The sequence below is a fragment of the Echinicola jeungdonensis genome (genome assembly GCF_030409905.1).
In the GTDB taxonomy this organism is placed as follows: Bacteria; Bacteroidota; Bacteroidia; order Cytophagales; family Cyclobacteriaceae; genus Echinicola; species Echinicola jeungdonensis.
Genome location: NZ_JAUFQT010000002.1, coordinates 486,313 through 505,563, shown reverse-complemented (window position 1 = coordinate 505,563; position 19,251 = coordinate 486,313). Strand labels below are relative to the sequence as shown.

Below are 19,251 nucleotides of genomic sequence, written 5' to 3'. Positions count from 1 at the left end.
GCAAAGGTTTTTTTATGGTTCCTGTTTTCATTGTGATAAGTCAAAGTCAGGAGACTTGAACTAGTCCTTTAGACGAGAGAAATGATCCATGTTAAGATGCTTGTATCAATCCCACCGGGAAACTTGAACCAGATTTAGGTTTTTTGAGCTAATCCTAAAAAGATTTTTGAATAACCAACACCATTTTTTCAATAATACGTATTTATAAATTGGGTATTACCCATTAAAATAATGCCCAAGGCTATTATTACGACAAATTCCCTATTTTAACCTATTCGGCACGTTTTCCATTTGGTCATTTTATTGATCAAGGGAAAATGTCAATTCAAAACCCAAAGATTTTAAAAACAACCCAAAATCTTAACTCCATGGAACGGCAAAAATTTAAAATATTGATCAATGCCAAGCCTGAAAAGGTTTGGAAAATATTATGGGATGATGCCACCTACAGGCAATGGACCAAAGTATTTAGTGAGGGTTCCCGGGCTGAATCTGATTGGAAAGAGGGCAGTAAAATCCTTTTTCTTGATGGAAAAGGAAACGGCATGGTCAGTAAGATTGAAAAATTAATTCCTAATAAGTTCATGTCCTTTATACACATGGGAACCATTCATGAGGGTAAAGAGGATATGAGCAATAAGGGCGAGGAAAACTGGAATGGAGCCATTGAAAATTATACCCTGATTGCAAAAAACAACCAAACCGAGTTAACAGTGGAAATGGACATTGACCATGAGTATAAAGAATTCTTTGAGGAAACCTTCCCCAAAGCCATTCAAAAAGTGAAAGAATTGGCGGAAAAGGAGCCTGCTGTTTCCCACTAAAAAAAGTGGTTGGTGTCCATACCAACCACTTTTTCTTTTTACATCGGACTTGGTACTTGGTATCCAAATGAGCTTTTTTTATTTTCCCAAACTTACTTATCAACCCAATACATTTTAATAGAAAAAAAACCACATCCCCTTAATGGTGATGCCCTCCCTCTCCTTTCTTCATTTCTGCCAATAGGTAATAAGCTTTATTCATAACAAAATTTTGGGAGCTGTCACCTGGATTGATAAGGTTTACTTCCAACCATCCATTATCTCTTATTCCTGGCAGTATTTCATGTCTGGAAAAAAGCCATTGCCCCTCTTTCTTTTCACCTGAAAAGACATAATATTTTTCCCCTTCCCGGACCACTGCCTCTTCAGGCAAAGCCATTTGTTGGGATTCTCCAACCAGTACCCTGCCTTTAACATACATCCCTGGAATCAAAAGGCCTTTTTTATTTTCAATTTCTGCATGGATATGTACTGCTTTGGGTGCCTGCTCAAATGATTTGCCTACCGCATATATTTCTGCCATCAAATCCTCCCCTGGGGCCGTTTCCACCCTAAAACGTACCTTTTGCCCTTTTTTAACCTTAAACACATCTTTTTCAAATACCATCAAATCAGCATGAATATGCTCAATATTGACCACCTCAAACATATTATCCTGTGGAGCCACATATTGTCCTGTTTTAATTTTCACCTCTTTGATATACCCGGCAATGGGACTGGAAATGGCCATTGTCTCTACAGGTCCTTTCTTCTGAATTTCCTGAGCATTGACTCCTAGTAATTTCAATTGACTTGCCAGTCCTTTTACTTTGCTTTCCATAGCATTATATTCAGACTCCACCTTTTGAAAATCTTGCCCTGAACCTACTTCTGCTTCAAATAGTTTTTTCTTACGTTCTAAGTCCTTTTCCAGGAATTTAAGTTGGCTCCAATCATGTAGATATTCTGTTTGCAATTTGATTAGATCAGGATGGTGGATGTAGGCCAATGCCTGGCCTTTTTTTACCTGATCCCCCTCAATGACCTGGATGGATTTTACATTGGCGCCAATGATGGCCGTTACTTTCGCTTCATTTTGAGGAGGAACCTCCAATACCCCGTTGGCTTCTATAGTGGAAACCAAATTTTTCCTGGGAATTTTTCCCATTTCTATGCCCAAAGCTTCTACTTGACTTTGGGTCAAACTGACAGAGTGATGTTGATTATCAGCAATACGGTTTTCCTTTCCATTTTCTGTTTCTCTTCCCTGGTTATTTTGTTTTTGTTGACAACTAACTGCCAGGGTTATAAGAACAATTCCTATATATTTAAAAATACTAATTGGTTTATTCATTGTTTTGTAGGTTCAAGGTAAAATTCCAGTTGAAACTTAGTTTGAAGAAATTGATCCAGGGCTTCCCAGGAATCCAGCTCCACTTCCATGGCATCACGGATAAGCTGAATAAAAGTCACATAATCAATGGCGCCACTTTTGTAAGCAGTAACGGCTCCATTTTCTTGCTCCCTAGCAAGAGGTAATGCATCTTTTTGGAAAAATTCCCATGAGGACTTCCATTTTTGAAACTGCTCTTGCAAATTTTGAACAGTAGTCCTGAATTTTAACTGAGACAGCTTAAAATCCTCCTGGGTTTGCCTTTCATTTACTTTAGCTGCCTGAAGCCTTCCCTGTTGAGGGCCAAAAGCCAATGGAATATTTAGGCCCAGTTGGAAAGAACTAAATCCAGATTGTCCACCTATTTCCTGAATCCCATATTGGGCTGAAATTGTAGGTAAAAAGTCCTTATTGGCTACTTTCACTTCGGATTGCGCCAGATCCATTTTCCTTTTGGCAAATTGCAACAAAGGATGCCTATTGAGTTGGCCTTGGTATTGACTTTCCAATTGAATTAAAGTTCTTAAATCCTGGGCATTTGCGGTAAAAACAGTATCATTTTCCCACCATAAATTAAAGCGTTGCAAGACCATTTGATAATCCCGTTTGGCTTGCTCTAACTTAATAGTAACTTTTTGTACTTGGTTTCTTGAGGCCAGCCATTCCAGTTTGGAAGTGGCTTCTGTTTCATATCGAAGTTTGGCAGCCTTGGAAAACTCCTGAAACAGGGTATCCATTTTTTGCCACCAAAGTAACTGCTTATGTTTTACATAAACCTTTGAAAAGGCCATGCTGACTTCCCTGATCAATTCCCTTTCAGATAAATCCAATGCCGCTTCTGCTAAAGCAACCCTCTGGTTTTGAGCTTTAGTTTTGGCTCCAATGCCCAGGACATCAATCTGCTGTTGCTGAACCCCAATAGTGGTATATACTCCTTGGCCTTCTGAAATTTCTTCCCCGCTTGTAAATACCTGGGTCCTTCCCAGTTCCCAGGCGGTTTTTTTCAGGGCTTCCTGTTTTTCGATTTCCAGTTTTTTGGATTTTATCAAAGGGTACCTATCCACAGCTTTTGAAATAGCCTGTTCCAACGTAATAGGCTTCGTAATTGGCTTTTCCTGTGCCATGGCAAATGCAGGTAAACCCATGAAAAGAATGGCTAATACCAATAAGTTTTTATTCAAAGAAAGTTTTTTCGATTCCATCCAATTATATAAAATCGGTAAAATAAATAAGGTCAATAAAGTAGAGGTCATCAATCCTCCAATCACAACAGTTGCCAACGGCCTTTGGACTTCTGCTCCTGATGTTGTAGAAATGGCCATAGGCAAAAAGCCAAGAATATCCGTTAATGCGGTTAACAAAATAGGCCTGATTCTTCTTCGAGTACCTTTACGAATTCTTTCATCTAGGTTACTCATGCCATCTGATTTTAAATCATTAAGACCATTGATCAGGACCAATCCATTGAGCACCGCCACCCCAAATAACACAATAAAACCCACTCCAGCAGAGATGCTAAAAGGCATTCCCCTAATCCAAAGGGAAAACACTCCTCCTATTGCTGCCAGCGGGATGGCCATATAAATCATCAGGGTTTGCCTAATGGACCTTAAGGCAAAATAAATCAGGATAAAAATCAATGCCAAAGCAATGGGAACCACCAATTCCAAACGGTTAGTAGCCCTTTCCAGATTTTCGAATGCACCTCCATAGCGGATATAATATCCTGGGGGCAACTCCAGTTGAGCATCCAGTTTTTGCTGGATTTCCTTCACTAAGGATTCAATATCCCTGCCCCTGACATTGATTCCAACATAGGTTCTGCGATTGGTATTATCCCTGCTGATCTGCATGGGGCCTGGTTGATAACTGATATTTGCAACCTCCTTTAGTGGGATTTGGGCTCCATCAGGGGTATTGACATAGAGGTTTCTTACATCGCTGATTTGGGTACGGTAAAGGGAGTCCAACCTGACCACAAGGTCAAAACGTTTTTCCCCTTCGAAAATGGCCCCTGCTTTTTTTCCTGCAAAGGCTGTTTGAACCACCGTATTTAGATCTTCCACATTCAAATCATATTGGGCCAGTTTATCCCTTTGGTAAAGAACGGTCATTTGAGGCAATCCTGTGGTAGCTTCCACCCTCATGTCAGCCACCCCTTCCACCGTGGAAATAATCCGGCCCATTTCCCTGGATTTTTGGGCAAGTACATCCAGATCCTCTCCGAACAATTTGACTGCAATATCCTCCCGGACCCCGGTCAATAATTCATTGAAGCGCATTTCTATGGGCTGGGTAAATTCATAATTCACTCCGGGGACCACATTAATAGTGGATTTAATCTTTTCTATTAAACCTTCCTTGGAATCAGCAGACTCCCATTGGTCTTTGGGCTTTAGGATTAGAAAACAATCCCCAATGTCCATGGGCATGGGATCTGTGGGTACGTCAGCAACCCCAAACCGGGTCATGGCATGCTCCACTTCAGGGAAGTTATCCAAAATCAGTTGCTCAATTTTTGAAGAGGTTTCGACAGATTCAGATAAAGAACTGCCAGGTTTAAGGATGATATGGAAGGCAATATCCCCTTCATCTAATTGAGGGATAAACTCTCCTCCCATCCTGGTGAAGATAAATACCGCCATACCAAATAATACCACAGAAAGACCGATTAATAATTTTCCTTTTTTTAGGGAGGCCCTAAGCAAAGGTTCGTACTTTTCTTCCAGCCAAAGGACTGCACGGTCCCCCCAGGAAAGCTTGTCATTTTTGTTTACCCGGATAAAAAGGGAGGACATCATGGGCACATAGGTTAGACAAAGCAGCATGGCCCCGATCATGGCAAAACTAAAAGTCAAAGCCATGGGTTTAAACATTTTTCCTTCCACCCCTTCCAATGCCAAAATGGGCAGGAAGACAATAAGAATGATCAATTGACCAAAAAAGGCAGAATTCATCATTTTCTTGGAGGCATCAGCCGTAACCTTATCCCTTGTTGACTGGTCAATTTCATTTTGGCTTATTTTCTTTTGGTAAAGAAAGAAAACAGTACTTTCTACGATAATTACCGCCCCATCCACAATGATCCCAAAGTCGATAGCACCAAGACTCATCAAGTTGGCCCATACATCAAAGACATTCATTAGAACAAAAGCAAATAACAGGGAAAGCGGGATGGTGGAAGCCACGATCAATCCACCCCGCCAATTTCCGAGTAGGACGACCAGAACAAAGATGACAATCAAGCCACCTTCCACAAGGTTATTGGTGATGGTTCCTGTGGTATCCGCCACCAATTTGCTTCGATCCAAAAAGGGTTCGATCCTTACCCCTTCTGGAAGTGATTTTTGAATTTCTGCTATCCTGGTTTTTACGGATTCTATTACTTCATCAGAATTTGCTCCTTTTAGCATTAATACCATTCCTCCTACTGCTTCCCCCTGCCCGTCTTTGGTAAAAGCCCCATATCGGACAGCATTCCCAAAACGGACATCAGCCACATCTTTAATTCGGATAGGTAACCCCCCTTCTGTTTTGATGGCGATATTCCTGATTTCCTCCAGGCTCCTGGCCATGCCTTCTCCCCGGATAAAATTAGCATGGTGATTCCTTTCTATATAGGCTCCACCTGTATTTTGGTTGTTTTCTTCCAGGGCACGAAAAATATCGGTAATGGTAATTCCAATAGCTTTAAGCTCATCAGGTGAAACAGCCACCTCATATTGTTTGATTTTACCTCCAAAAGCATTGACTTCTACTACCCCTGGCACCATGGCCATTTGCCTTTTAATGATCCAATCCTGAACGGTTCGAAGGTCAGTTACGGAATATTCCCCACTGAATTTGGGATCCACCTTTAGGGTATATTGATAAATTTCTCCCAAACCAGTAGAGATAGGTCCCATAGATGGCTGTCCAAAGCCTTTAGGAATTTCCTCTTTTACTTCGGTAAGTTTTTCCGCCACCAATTGCCGGGGCAAATAGGTCCCCATATCATCCTCGAATACAATGGTCACCACAGAAAGCCCAAACCTGGAAACAGACCTAATCTCCACTACACCAGGCAAATTGGCCATAGAAACCTCCACTGGATAAGTGACAAATTGTTCTATATCTTCGGTTCCCAAATTCGGTGCTTGGGTAATGACTTGGACTTGATTATTGGTAATATCCGGCACCGCATCTATCGGCACCTCTTTCATACTCCATATTCCGGCCCCTACCAATGCCAGAGTTAGTAAACCAATAAACAGTTTATTTTTTATCGAAAAGTCGATGAGTTTATTGATCATATTTTACTTGTTTATTAAACATTTGGTATAAATAATTCATTGAAAATCCTGCTGAATCTTTGTCAACAAAAACCATAAAACAGATTGATCCTTTAGTTTAAACAAAACTTATTAATACCTGTTTTTCAGAGTTTTATGAAAAACATTAAATAAACCAACAGGACGCAATCCTCCCCAGAAAATAAGGCCAAGGGCTTGGGGGGTTTCAAAAAGTCGAAAAGTTGAATACCGGAAATAAAGGGTGAGTGTTCGTTAAAATCTTTTGGGAATACAGATAACAAATTGAATTCAAATTGGGGAGAAACATAAAAGTGAAGATGACAGCAATGACAAACACACAAAGGGGAACAATGATCTTTTCCAGTACCATGTTTGTGCTCATGTTCTTGGCTTTGATTCCATTGAACAGATACTTCGTCACCTAAAGCTGAAGCCTGCGCCTGGTCAGCACAAGGAAATAACATTAACGCCAAAAGGTAATAACGTAATATGGTTTCCACCCAATTCATTGGAGGCAAAGTTAATTAATAATACCGTGCAACTGGATTGCAATTCAATGCTGATTTGAATTTTTCCATGAGGTGTTGATTTGTTTTGGGTTATTGGGGTAAATGCTATTCGACATTTGCAATGTGAATTAGGAAACATTTTTGTATTTTTTTTCCAGTGTCGGCATAAGTCAAACCCTGGGCTAGGTTTATTATCCCCTGCCAAGGAATTTTCCGGTTTTCCATGTCACCAACATTTATTTATATTCCTGCTTAAAGCAATAAAATTTAAAAATGACTTTCTTATAGAATATAGAAATTTATTCTTGTGGAAAAATAAATAAAAAATGAAAAACCTAAACCCAAAAAAAGCTCCCAACTGAAGTTTTTTCGGAAATTAGATTTCCTGAAAACCTTAGGTTTGGAGCTTCAATACTAAATCTTGGTGGAAAATCAATAAGCTATTCTGCAAATAAACAATTTCAAAGGCTTACCATTTTTCCCTGAATCGGAGGCATTCCTACCTTGCTCTAAACTCATAGGCCGCAAAAATTTTGGCTATGGCCTCACGGATTTCTTTTTGCTTATCCTTTGTTTCCGTTTGAAACACATTGGCTACATAACCTTGCCATACCAATTGTCTTTCTTCCCTATCTACTAAATTTACGACTATGCCACCTTCCTTTTCCATGGTGCTAGATTGCGATCCAAAATACCCATAATAATAAGGATTGTAATAGGGACTTATTGGATAAGGATTTTGTGAGGTACTTCTTTGGTTGACCATTACCCGGGAATCTATCAATAAATCCGGATTTTCTGGATCCAATTCATAACCTCTGGCCCTCATTTCTTCCTCTATGGCAGTTTTTAATCGCTTTTTAATCAATGTATTATAAAACAAAGGCTCATCATATTGACCTTTATTCAATTGAAATTCATCAGACCAATAATAGGATTGATATTCCCTTAAATTGGCCTCGCGGTCATAATCCGTAACTACAGATGAGGTTACCGAACAACCAACAATGATTAGGGTCAAAAAAATAAACGGAATAATAATTTTCAACCTTTTCATAAAACCTCCTTTTTTGTTAAAGGTTATACTACAATAAATTTATCATTTTCCCTTATAAATTAGCCTTTTACCTTATAAACGAATGAAAAAACTTCATGTTGTCTTTTGGCGGTTTATTGGTTTAATAAGTTATTAAGGCTATCGATTATCCCTACTTTTCCCCTCAATTTATCAGTTTTACAAACTCAAAATTTCATCCCAATAATCCGATTTTAATTAAAAAAATCCTTACTAGGGCTAATACAATTATTCAAAATTACTTGCCCGTCCTGGAAAGAATTGCATGACCCTCTTCTACTTCTGCAGCCACTTCTTTAAGGCTTTTTTCGGTCAGCATCCTGGTCAACTGGTCTCTTACAATTTTAAAATCATGATGGATGGGGCAAGGATTTTCTTCGCTGCATTGCTTTAAACCAAGCCCGCAACCATTAAAAATACCATCCCCATCGATGGCGATGACTAAATCTATCATCCTCAATTGCTCCTGGTCTTTATCAATAAAAAATCCCCCATTGGGGCCTTTAGAAGAACTAATAACATTTTGTCTGGCAAGAGACTGAAGAACCTTTGCCGTAAAATATTCCGGAGCATCTATCTCTTTACAAATATCCTTTACACCCAGCTTTTTATTTTGCTTACTCTGGGACCAAATATAAATTACGGCCCTGATCCCATATTCACATGCTTTTGAAAACATCATTTTTCACTATTATTTAACCCAAAAAGGATCATTCCAACATTCACTTTTTTCGCTGTGTACCTTTTCCATTTTTTCGTTCAAGGTGGCCAATTCATTCTGTCCAAGTACCTTTTGCATATACTGAAACAGTTCACGCTCCTCATAACGGATATGGGCTTCTAACTTATCGGCAAATAAATCCAATAAGTCCCTTTCCACTCCTTTCTTTTCAAGTAGCATTTCGATTTCTCTTAATTCCCTGTGTTGGTCCTCAGCTTTGATTCTCATTTCATCTCTTGGATCCAAAAGATTAAAAATATATGCCTCTTCCAATTGAAAATGGGGTTCAAGATGTTCCTTCCAAAAATACCTGAAATACTCAAATATTCGGTTTTGGTCAACTTTTTTCTTGATCCCTTGCCGGATTCTCCAACCCAAAAGTAGGCCTTGATGGTGATCTCTGGACAAAGGCTGCAAAGCCTCATGTCTTTTCAATGGTTTATTCATAGCATTGTCAATTTAATTTTCGAAAATGGACCAGGGCTTTTTAACCCCGGTCCATGTTGTTAATCAAAGTTAAGACCTCCTACAAATAAATAGGTCTTTTTATCTTTTAATTAGGTGCTTGAGGGCTTCCTCCATATCAATTAAAACCTTTCATTATCAATTGGCACTGGCCATTTCTTTGTCTTTCCTGGAAATCTTTTGTCCTTTTTTACGATTTCTAAATAACCCAAAGACAAAGATAAATAAGGCAACAGCCCCAAGGGAAAATACCGTATCCCCGATTACCCTTAACCACCTTAAATTATCCATAAGAGGTTGCTGGAGAAATTCGGCGGAACGGGCATACCACATGCCTTCGTTAACACTGGCAACTGTTTGCAACAGGCCAACAGGCAATAAGCTCAATACCGCCATTAACATCAGACCAATATTGATAGACCAAAAGGCAAAACCCATCAACCGGTCATTCCATACCTGCTTGCGGTAAAGACTTCTAAGCACAAATAACATTAATCCAATTCCCAACATTCCATATACACCAAACAAAGCGGTATGCCCATGCAGAGGCGTAGTATTCAGGCCTTGCATGTAATATAAGGCTATAGGCGGATTAATCAGAAAACCAAAAATCCCCGCCCCAAGGAAGTTCCAAAAGGCCACGGAAATAAGGCAATAAATCGGCCATTTATAATCCTTGAGCCAATCTGTAACCTTACTCATTCGATAGTTTTCAAAGGCCTCAAAGCCTATCAATACCAATGGTACCACTTCCAAAGCACTGAAGGTGGCTCCCAGGGCCATTACTGCTTTAGGGGTACCTGTAAAATAAAGGTGGTGAAATGTACCAATTATTCCCCCTGATAGAAAAATCACCGTGGCAAATATAACAGACACACTTGCAGTCCTTATTTTCAATAAGCCCATCCTGGTAAATAGGAAAGCAGCAACTACGGTGGCAAATACTTCAAAGAAACCTTCCACCCAAAGGTGAACCACCCACCATCTCCAATATTCCGCAATGGCAAGATTGGTTTGTCTTCCCCACATAAGCCCGGCGCCGAAAAACAAAGCAATAGCGGCACAGGAAATCAAAAACATGGTCAATAAATGCTTTTCTTGGGTCTTTTGTCGAAAAACAGGAACCAGGGGCCTAATCATTAAAGCCAGCCAAATAAACAGTCCAACCAATAGGAAACATTGCCAAAACCGACCTAGACCTACATACTCATAACCCTGATGACCCAGCCAGAAATTATTCACATACCCTAATTTTTGCATAATTCCCATCCATTGGCCGGCAAGGGAGCCTACTACAATTACCAGTAAGGCAATAAAAAGGAAATTTACGCCCAACTTTTGAAATTTGGGATCCTTCCCAGTAAGCGATGGGCCAATATATAATCCTGTTGCTAACCAGGCTGTGGCAATCCAATAAATGGCCAGCTGTACATGCCAGGTTCTGGAAGCGGCATAAGGTAAATAATCCGCCAAAGGAAAACCATATAGTAAATTACCTTCCACTCCGTAATGGGCAGTAATGATTCCCATGGCCACCTGAACAAGAATTAGCAAATTCACAATCCAAAAATATTTTTCCACGGCCTTCATAGAAGGAGTGATTTTTTGCCGCATTAAAGGATCCTCCACAGGGGCTTGTAACTCCTCTTCCTTACTTTTTGCATGGTAAAACACCAATACCCCTGTTCCAAATAGCAACATGATCACACTAAATCCGGTCCAAAGCAATAAGTCCCCCGTGGCCTTATTGCCCACCAATTCATCTGAAGGCCAATTATGGGTGTAAGTCACATCACTGCCGGGCCTTTCGGTAACGCAAGCCCAAGAGGCCCAAAAAAAGAAGGCATTCATATCCCTCATCCTTTGGGGATCCTTTATGGCATTTTCCGGGATGGAATAAGCATCCCGCAATTCCATTTGATCTGGATCCCCCATAAACAATCCCTTATAATAACTACTCAAATCTTTAATAGCAGAATGCCGCTCTTCTGAAATGGTAAGGGTCCTGGTCTCGGAATCGAAATTATTTTTCCGAATAGAATTTTGCAATTGGGCACGCAGTGCAGCTTGTTGAGGTTCACTGGCTTTTTCATAACTACCACCCGCCTCTTTAACTGCCAACCTGTCTAAAATATAAAGAGCCTCTCGGTGGATCCAATCTGCCGTCCAGTCCGGTGCCAAATAGGCACCGTGGCCCCAAATAGAACCTACCTCCTGGCCACCCATACTTTGCCATGCATTTTGCCCGTTACGGATATCCTTTCCAGTAAAGACCACTTCTCCTTTTTCATCCACTACCAAATCAGGAATCGGGGGGGCTTTCTGGTAAATTTCATAACCATAATAACCCAAGACCAAAAAGGACAAGCCAACGACCAGGCCAAAAATGATCCATAATCTTTTTTCCATTTTCATAGCTATTATTTTTTTTTATTAATAAATTATTTTAGGATTTTAGGGTATTTTTATCTTTTTTTTAGGAGTTTTTTTTTAGTTTACCATTTTTAAATTTTCCTTTTTTACGGATGAAACAGACACTTTATATTGATATTTTGATCTGATTATCAAAACGATAAACAATACAAAAAAGAGAATTATAATCCAGCCGTTGACCACCCCCAACCATTTCCTGGCTTCCATATTTTGAACGAAACCAAACCCAAGCCTTGCTATCAAGCTAACCTGAAAAAAGCCCCAAATCACCCACATCAAAGGATGATAAATGGTATGATGAATTTTTAGAAATGTTGGAAGCATAATTGGTCCATGTGCCCAGATCATAGAAAATGCAAAGCCCAAAAAGAAACTGTGGAGAAAGAGGTCATAATACAAGGGATGGTTAGGAAAGGCCAAAACAATACAACCAAACAATACCAACCAACAATAGCCCATTAGCAATCCCCATCCAATAAACCTATGGATCCCTTGTTTTCTGACAGCAAACCTAGCCATGTCAAACCGGATTAGCCAAAGCCCTGCCCCTATAGTGGTAGTTCCAACCAATTGATGGCCCATTTGATGAAAAGGAAACAATAATCCCAGCGTGAAAAGCCCCAACAGAACAAACATCAAAGGCCGGCTCCATTTGGGGTTGGGAAGGAATTTCCCGAATTCCAATCGCTCCCCGACTATAGTTAACATGATAAAACCGATCCACCAGGAACTTCCTTGGGGAATAAACTGTGTTTTTAAAACCAATATATTCCCTACCAACCAAAACATGGCTCCTACCATTAATAGTAATTGCTCTGATAACTTCCTCTGTGAGTATTGAAAATACATCAAGGTCACCAAACCCGCACTAGCCAACACTTGGGCCCAAATTCCTAATGTAAAATATCCTCCCAAATAAATGGGAATGGATAAAAGTGATATCACTGGAACCAGCAACCAGCCTTTTTTTTTCATGATCAGGCTGCGTTCCAGAGAGATCATAGTCCCCATAAACCCTCCAACCATTAAAAGGCCATGAAGGGCTGCTGCTTTTGGAATTATTATTCCCTGCCATCCTAACCGAAGCCATCCCCCAATTATTCCAACCAAAAGAGCAAGAAGGACTAATGGAAATAAAAATTGGCTTTTAATTTTCATTAGAGGTCTTTTCTTTTGAATTTTCTGAATGCTCCCCAAACCGGGACCAAAGCCCAAATACCCATTACTCCAATGGCTACGATCAAGCCCCACCAGGCTTCAAAAAAATGGCGAAATACTGCCCCGCTATATCCCATGAGTGCTGCTGCCTGGGTTTGCATCAAAACCAGAATCCTTCCCAGATCCACAGGATTTAAAAAGGTAATCATCAGGACTCCTTTTTCGATAGGATAATCACTAAAATTATACATGAGTAAAAGGATAAGGCCATCAAATATCAATACAAAGTACACCCAAATCAATAGGGAAAATCCCATCCCTTTGGCCTTGTCCCGCGTCAGAACTCCTGCCCAAAGTGCTAATCCAACAAAAACCCAGGTAAGCAATAGTCCAACGAGGATCAACATCCATCCTGCCTGGGAAAACCCCATTATCCCGAGGGGAATTCCTAACCCTAATATGAATGCCAAACTAAAGGCAATTGAAAGGCCCAGATAAATACTGGCAATGACCGTTTTCCTTTTAATCGGCTGGGCAAGGATCATAACAATAAATTCATACATATTATAATAATAAATGGTCCCTATCAATAGGGTCATCATTGGAACAACCATTAATGTCAGATTTAAAAGGCTGACCAATGCTTTGTCAGATTGTCCCTCCATCATAAACAGCCCAAAGGTGGAAGCTAAAAGGAAACCAAAGTACAATATCAGTATCCAATTTTTGGAAAGGTCTCCCAGAATAAATTTTGTTAACCTAAACATAGACTTCTTCTCGATTTAGAATTTGGGCAATCATTCGATTTAAGCGGTGTTCGGAGGTTTCTTCCTTCATTTGTTCAAGACTTTTAGAAAAACGGACTTTCCCATCCATCAAATAAACCACATGGGTAGTGATTTCATCCAAGTCCGATAAAATATGAGAGGTGATCAACACCAACTTTCCTTGGTTTATGGAGCTTTTTAATTTTTGTTTAAAAAGCTCATTGGAAACCGGATCCAGACCTGCAGTAGGTTCATCCAAAACCAGCACCTGGGGATTAAATAAAAAAGCCAATGCTGCACTGACCTTTTGCTTCATCCCACCAGAAAGGTGGTTCAGTTTTTTATCCTTCAGTTTTCCAATTTCAAACGCTTTAAACAAGTCCAAATCATATTGCTCTTTGGAAACATCCTTCCTCATATTTTTCAACATACCAAATAATTGCCCCACTTTCATGTTGTCTGGAAATCTGTTGATCTGGGGCATATAACCAATGTCCTTTCTATACTCACTCTGCTTTTCAATTGGTTTCCCATACAGGGTTATTTCCCCTGAAGTGGATGTTACCAAGCCCAGAAGAATTTTTATCATAGTGGTTTTTCCGGAACCATTAGGACCTACCAAGGCCACCCCATGGCCCACTTCAAGCTGGAGGGAAACCTGATTGAGTACCTTTTGTTTTCCGAATCTTTTTGAGATTTCTCTAAATTCTATCATAATTTATGGGTTTTAGCATGGGCTTTTTATCAATCAAGCTGGCAGGAATCAGTTGTGGAAAAAGCCTTTCGGCCAATTCAAGGCTCCTGACCAGAAAACTATGCAAGAGCATGTGGGCTGCAGGAACCTTTTCTGTAACCAAAGAAAACAAATTGACCGGCCTATAAGGTACATCTCCTATTCCATCCCTGTCCAGGTCATAACCCCGGTATTGGCTCCAATAATTACCCTCAAAATGATTCAAATTGGATTTGGAATTGGTCAGGACTTCAAAAGTATTCCCAATGAAATTATTTGTTATCACTTCATTATTTAGGCAATTACCTTTTATATCCATGGCTTTACCATTGTGGAGAAATGTGTTTTTTTCAATTTTAATTCGGTTCGCCCCTTCTGCGTAAATACCGACAGTATTCCTTTCAAAGGTGTTATGAACCATAAGGCCATCGCTGATTTCTTTTAGGAGAATGCCATATGAGGCACCTCCCCAATTTTCTAGAAAATGATTATTAAACATTTTAATGTGTTTGCTGAACATAACAGCTACCCCGGAGCCATTTTGTTCAAAAACATTGGCTTCATATCGGTCATAGTTGGAAAACATAAAATGAAGGCCGTAGCGCATATTAAATTGGCTTGTATTGCCTTTTATTAAACTTTGGTCAACAAACTCCAGATATATCCCATCACGGTGGTGTCTTACCTGATTGTCAATAATTTCAATTCGATTTCCTTTCCAAACATGAATGGCATTTCCAGCATTGATTTCCTGGATTGCAGAGCCTGTTATTATATTGGATTTCACTTGGCAATCGGTGCTGTTTTGAAGATAAATCCCAAAGAAGGTATTGTTCAGCCGGTTGTTTTCCACTTTTACATGACTAACTTGATTGAGCCGGATGGCAGCCCTGTCTTTTAAAAAGCTGGCCCCAATATTTTTAAGCTCAAATCCCCGAATATGCACCTGGTTAGAAGTGACAACCAAAATTTCATCTCCTCCTTGGCCATCTATAATTGGAAAATCCACACCTTCCAGAACCAATGGCTTATTGATTTCAATCAGGTTTTCATTATAAACTCCTGGATAAACGAGGATGGTATCCTTTGGCTGGGCCAGTTGTACTGCTTTTTTGATGAAAGCTAGCTCAGATGCTGGTTTTACCCGCCAAACATGTCCCCATGAATCTGAAACCCCTATCAATACCCAAAAGAAAAGGATCAATCCTATTGTAAATTTCATTTTACTGCTCTTTAAGATTTGCCTTTAATTCCTTCCAGTTCCAATAATCACTTTCCTGTTCACTTGGATCCATTTGTTTAAGTGCCCCAAGTTGCCCTCCCATCGGACTTTTAAACCGAGGGGATTGCTGAAAATATAGGCAATCCACAGACACTAATTTGCCAGGAGCATCAAAGGGAAGTGCATAGGTTCCTTTGATTTCCATTTCTTGATTTTCTTCCAAATAAGGCAGCAAACATTCGATGGCATCAAACTTATACACCCTTCCTTTCTGTGTTACCACTTCCCCACCGAATTTAGGATCTACGATTCCCATTTTACAATAGTCACAGTGGTCCTCACCAAATGCAATGGGGTCTGGTCCTGCGTTACATCCCACCAATATGATGGACAAGAGGAATAAGGATATTTGTTTCATGAAAATCACCTTATTTTTAGTGTTGAAAATGATAAATGTTTGGATGCTTTTTGTTTTGGGAATTTCTTTTCCAGTAAAAAGCCAATGCCCCAAAGAAAATGGCAAGTCCTAAAAATAAACCACCCCAATGGGGATAAGACTTCACATAAAAATTTAAAAGATCCTTTTCTCCTAAAACTGGGGGCATAAAAGCCATACCCTCAATTTTTATGGGCGCAGTTGGGTCCAGATTATGGCCATAATCATAAAGCCATAAATAAAAATCATAGATGCCCAATGCTCCCAAAATAGCCATTAGACCAAACCAAACCACATATGCCCAAGCTTTATTTACTAATAATGCCAAGAGTCCCAACCCTAACATGGAATAAGCGACTATGGGAAAATACTTTAGTTCAGAAATGGAATCCGGTTGAATAGGCTGCATTCCAATATAATGATTCAGAATATTGATATTTTGAATGATATTTTTATCACTTCCGGATATTTTATTGATCCAGATATGAAGTTCAAGCCCCCCTGGAAACTGTGCAGCTTCCAAGTTGATCCGCCAAAGGGGAAATAGAAAAACTGCCCCAAGGCAAAGTAAAGCCATTAACATCAAAGACCTAGGATGGATTATTTGGTGTGAATTCATTTCAAGCTGTTTAAATTGCCACCAACCCTAATTGGTTGGTGGCTGAAAATCGGTTATTTACCAGCATTCTCTCTGGCTTGTTCATAGAATTCATTGGCTGCTTGTTGGTTTTCCCTTAGGGTTTCATTCAATCCCCATTTCAAAGGAACATCTGATCCTTTTGCGGAAACCCTTGCATACCCTGACATTTCCTGGTGAAGGGCAGAACAGAAGTCTGTACAATAGAAGGCATAAACCCCTACTTTTTTAGGTTCCCAAAGCAACGTTTTAGTTTGTCCAGGCATCACTAAAATTTCTGCATTGGTAGCCCCTTGGATGGCAAAGCCATGCGGCACATCCCAATCCTGCTCCAAGTTGGTCAAATGGAAATAAACCTTATCCCCAATCTTAAACCCTTCGATATTATCCGGAGCTAGATGACTCCTCATGGCCGTCATGTACACATGCACTTCATTTCCTTCCCGAACCACCTTGGACTTCCCTTCTCCCATGGTGGCATAAGGATGAGTATTTTCCTCGATGTTGTAGAATTTCTTGGAGTTAGGCTGGACCTTATCCGCCCTAATGGCTTGTGCATAATGAGGCTCACCTTTGGTGGGAAAATCCAAAATCAGCTCCATTTTATCTCCGCTGATATCAAACAACTGGGCCGAATGGGCAAGCTCAGGACCCGTTGGAAGGAACCTGTCTTTTGTAATTTTATTCATCGCAACCAGGTACTTACCATCTGGATTTTTAGTTTCCCCACCCGGAATCACCAAGTGACCTGGGGAGTAAAAGGTGGACTGTCGGTCAAGAATTTCCTTGGTTTCAACATCCCATTTTACGACTTCAGAGGAAATAAAGAAGGTGGTATATGCATTTCCCCTGTTATCAAATTCAGTATGCAATGGCCCCAATCCGGGCTTTTCCAGGATACCATGAAGTCCTGCCTCATAGTTGATTACTGGAATACCATCAATTTCACCATCAAAATTTTTCTCCTCAATGGCCTTCATGATTTTGCTGAAGGAATACACTGACATATCCGCTGATAACTTTCCATTTCCCACAATAAATTCACCAGTTGGATCCACATCACAACCATGTGGGGATTTAGGAACCGGGATAAAATAAACCATATCCGGGCAATCTGCAGGTTTTAATATCCTGGAAACAGTTTTTTCTTCCGAATTGACAATTCCTGAGCCTTCATCCATCATGTTATGATAATAGGAAGTTGTTCTTTCTGTGAATTTTCCAGCTTCCATGTATTCCTCCGCTTTTTGCCAGTTGATAATGGCCATCAGGTCTTTGTCCTTTTGGGAAGCATTTACTTCCAATAAAGAATGGGCCTGTTCTGAATTATAAGTGGTCAAAAAGCTCCAACCATGGGAAACCCCTTTTCCATTTCTAGCCAAGTCATAATTGAACCCGGGCATTTCGATTTGGAATGCCAGATCCATATGACCATGTTCCTGATCAAGGGAAACGTAATTAATCAGGCCTTTGAAATTTTCCTTGTAGGTCTCAATAGGCACATCTTTTTGAGGAATAGGAATGCTGAAACGGGTTCCGGAAACCAAATATTCTGAGTTTTCAGTAATAAAAGGTGCACAGTGCAATCCGGCCACATCAGGGATTTCCAGCATTTCTACGGTTTCAAAAGTGGTCAAGTCCACCCGTGCAATCCTTGGTGTATTATTCCCATTTACAAAAAGCCAACGTCCATCAAATTCTCCATTTTGCTGGGAAAGCTCGATATGGTGCGAATCATCCCAAGGCACCATTCCATATGAGGTCTGGAACATGTCTTTTGTCTCCTCGCTGTAACCATATCCATTTTCCGGATATTGGGAAAAAACAGGAATTTCTCTTAATAACCTGCCTGAAGGCAAACCATAAACCGTTATCTGGCCGCTATAGCCTCCGGACATAAATGCATAATATTCATCATATTCACCAGGGGCCACATATGCCTTTTGGGCTGCATCCCCCTCTACCAATGAAGCTGCATCCCGCTGTCCACAACTATAAATTAGCATGGATAGACTAAATATTCCGAATAAAAGTTGTTTTGAAAATTTCATACCATAGGGAGTTTTGATTGATCATTTATTTTTTTGACTATGATTCAATTGCGCCGTCTTTTTGACCTGTTTTTTCCAAGTCATTGCTTCTGAAAAATTCAAGAATTTTACGCGCATCTTCTTTGCTTACATTTTGATTAGGCATCCGGGTCAGGCATTCTTCCAGCATCTTTTGGGCTTCCGGGTCTTCCGCTAACATTACATCTGTATTGGTGATCATATTCATGATCCATTCTGGTTTTCTCCGGTTAGTAACCCCTTGGAAACCTGGCCCTACAACTCGCTGGTCAGTTAATTTGTGGCAGGAAGCACATTTCATATCATAAATGTCTCCCCCTCCTTCTACCATATCTTTGTTTAATTCATCAGTCAGTTCCACATGTTTGATTTCCCCAATACCTTTGCCCTCCTTTATAGAGGCAGGGGTTTCGGGTTCTTCAGCCTTTTTCTCTGATGTTTTTTCTCCACTTCCGCCTCCCCCACAGGAAGCCATAAGCAAAATCATCATCAGGTAAAATGGTAATTTGAGCATTTTCATAAGCATTTTTTTAAGGTT

The 19,251-nt window shown here is 40.1% G+C and carries 16 protein-coding genes; 1 reads left to right on the top strand and 15 read right to left on the bottom strand.

Annotated features, from left to right (window positions below; translation table 11 throughout):
• Positions 1-368 precede the first annotated feature (368 nt).
• Complete coding sequence (locus QWY93_RS15345; protein WP_290249274.1) at positions 369-824, top strand: SRPBCC family protein; 456 nt, start codon at positions 369-371, stop codon at positions 822-824.
• A gap of 139 nt (positions 825-963) precedes the next feature.
• On the opposite strand, the gene QWY93_RS15340 is transcribed toward QWY93_RS15345, so the two are convergent.
• The 15 genes from QWY93_RS15340 to QWY93_RS15275 form a co-directional block, all read right to left on the bottom strand.
• A complete protein-coding gene (locus QWY93_RS15340; protein ID WP_290249273.1) occupies positions 964-2,157 on the bottom strand; it encodes an efflux RND transporter periplasmic adaptor subunit in 1,194 nt (397 codons plus the stop codon).
• Positions 2,154-6,488, bottom strand: coding sequence for a CusA/CzcA family heavy metal efflux RND transporter (locus QWY93_RS15335; RefSeq protein WP_290249272.1), 4,335 nt, complete (start codon positions 6,486-6,488; stop codon positions 2,154-2,156). The genes QWY93_RS15340 and QWY93_RS15335 overlap by 4 nt, the downstream gene beginning before the upstream one ends.
• A gap of 125 nt (positions 6,489-6,613) precedes the next feature.
• On the bottom strand, positions 6,614-6,997 hold the full coding sequence (locus tag QWY93_RS19760; RefSeq protein ID WP_353959656.1) for a DUF6660 family protein: 384 nt from the start codon (positions 6,995-6,997) through the stop codon (positions 6,614-6,616).
• A 499-nt stretch (positions 6,998-7,496) separates the two neighbouring features.
• Positions 7,497-8,054: a DUF4136 domain-containing protein gene (locus QWY93_RS15330; protein ID WP_290249271.1), complete on the bottom strand. Its 558-nt coding sequence runs from the start codon at positions 8,052-8,054 to the stop codon at positions 7,497-7,499.
• A 256-nt stretch (positions 8,055-8,310) separates the two neighbouring features.
• Positions 8,311-8,754, bottom strand: coding sequence for an RrF2 family transcriptional regulator (locus QWY93_RS15325; RefSeq protein ID WP_353959655.1), 444 nt, complete (start codon positions 8,752-8,754; stop codon positions 8,311-8,313).
• Between the two features lie 9 nt (positions 8,755-8,763).
• Positions 8,764-9,240, bottom strand: coding sequence for a hemerythrin domain-containing protein (locus QWY93_RS15320; protein WP_290249270.1), 477 nt, complete (start codon positions 9,238-9,240; stop codon positions 8,764-8,766).
• A 156-nt stretch (positions 9,241-9,396) separates the two neighbouring features.
• On the bottom strand, positions 9,397-11,667 hold the full coding sequence (locus QWY93_RS15315) for a nitric-oxide reductase large subunit (RefSeq protein WP_290249269.1): 2,271 nt from the start codon (positions 11,665-11,667) through the stop codon (positions 9,397-9,399).
• A gap of 81 nt (positions 11,668-11,748) precedes the next feature.
• A complete protein-coding gene (locus QWY93_RS15310; protein ID WP_290249267.1) occupies positions 11,749-12,849 on the bottom strand; it encodes a DUF8744 domain-containing protein in 1,101 nt (366 codons plus the stop codon).
• Positions 12,849-13,616 carry an ABC transporter permease subunit gene (locus QWY93_RS15305; RefSeq protein WP_290249266.1) on the bottom strand — a complete coding sequence of 256 codons (768 nt, stop codon included), beginning with the start codon at positions 13,614-13,616 and terminating at the stop codon, positions 12,849-12,851. The genes QWY93_RS15310 and QWY93_RS15305 overlap by 1 nt, the downstream gene beginning before the upstream one ends.
• A complete protein-coding gene (locus QWY93_RS15300; protein WP_290249265.1) occupies positions 13,609-14,331 on the bottom strand; it encodes an ABC transporter ATP-binding protein in 723 nt (240 codons plus the stop codon). Before QWY93_RS15300 ends, QWY93_RS15305 begins: the two co-directional genes overlap by 8 nt.
• Complete coding sequence (gene nosD, locus QWY93_RS15295; protein ID WP_290249264.1) at positions 14,318-15,571, bottom strand: nitrous oxide reductase family maturation protein NosD; 1,254 nt, start codon at positions 15,569-15,571, stop codon at positions 14,318-14,320. The genes QWY93_RS15300 and nosD overlap by 14 nt, the downstream gene beginning before the upstream one ends.
• Position 15,572: 1 nt before the next feature.
• Positions 15,573-15,989 carry a hypothetical protein gene (locus QWY93_RS15290; protein ID WP_290249263.1) on the bottom strand — a complete coding sequence of 139 codons (417 nt, stop codon included), beginning with the start codon at positions 15,987-15,989 and terminating at the stop codon, positions 15,573-15,575.
• Positions 15,990-16,005: 16 nt separating this feature from the next.
• Positions 16,006-16,626, bottom strand: a complete 621-nt coding sequence (locus QWY93_RS15285; RefSeq protein WP_290249262.1) for a hypothetical protein — start codon at positions 16,624-16,626, stop codon at positions 16,006-16,008.
• Between the two features lie 53 nt (positions 16,627-16,679).
• Complete coding sequence (nosZ, locus tag QWY93_RS15280; protein WP_290249261.1) at positions 16,680-18,695, bottom strand: Sec-dependent nitrous-oxide reductase; 2,016 nt, start codon at positions 18,693-18,695, stop codon at positions 16,680-16,682.
• A gap of 37 nt (positions 18,696-18,732) precedes the next feature.
• Positions 18,733-19,227 (bottom strand): c-type cytochrome, encoded by a 495-nt coding sequence (locus QWY93_RS15275; protein ID WP_290249260.1) that lies wholly within the window; start codon positions 19,225-19,227, stop codon positions 18,733-18,735.
• Positions 19,228-19,251: the final 24 nt, after the last annotated feature.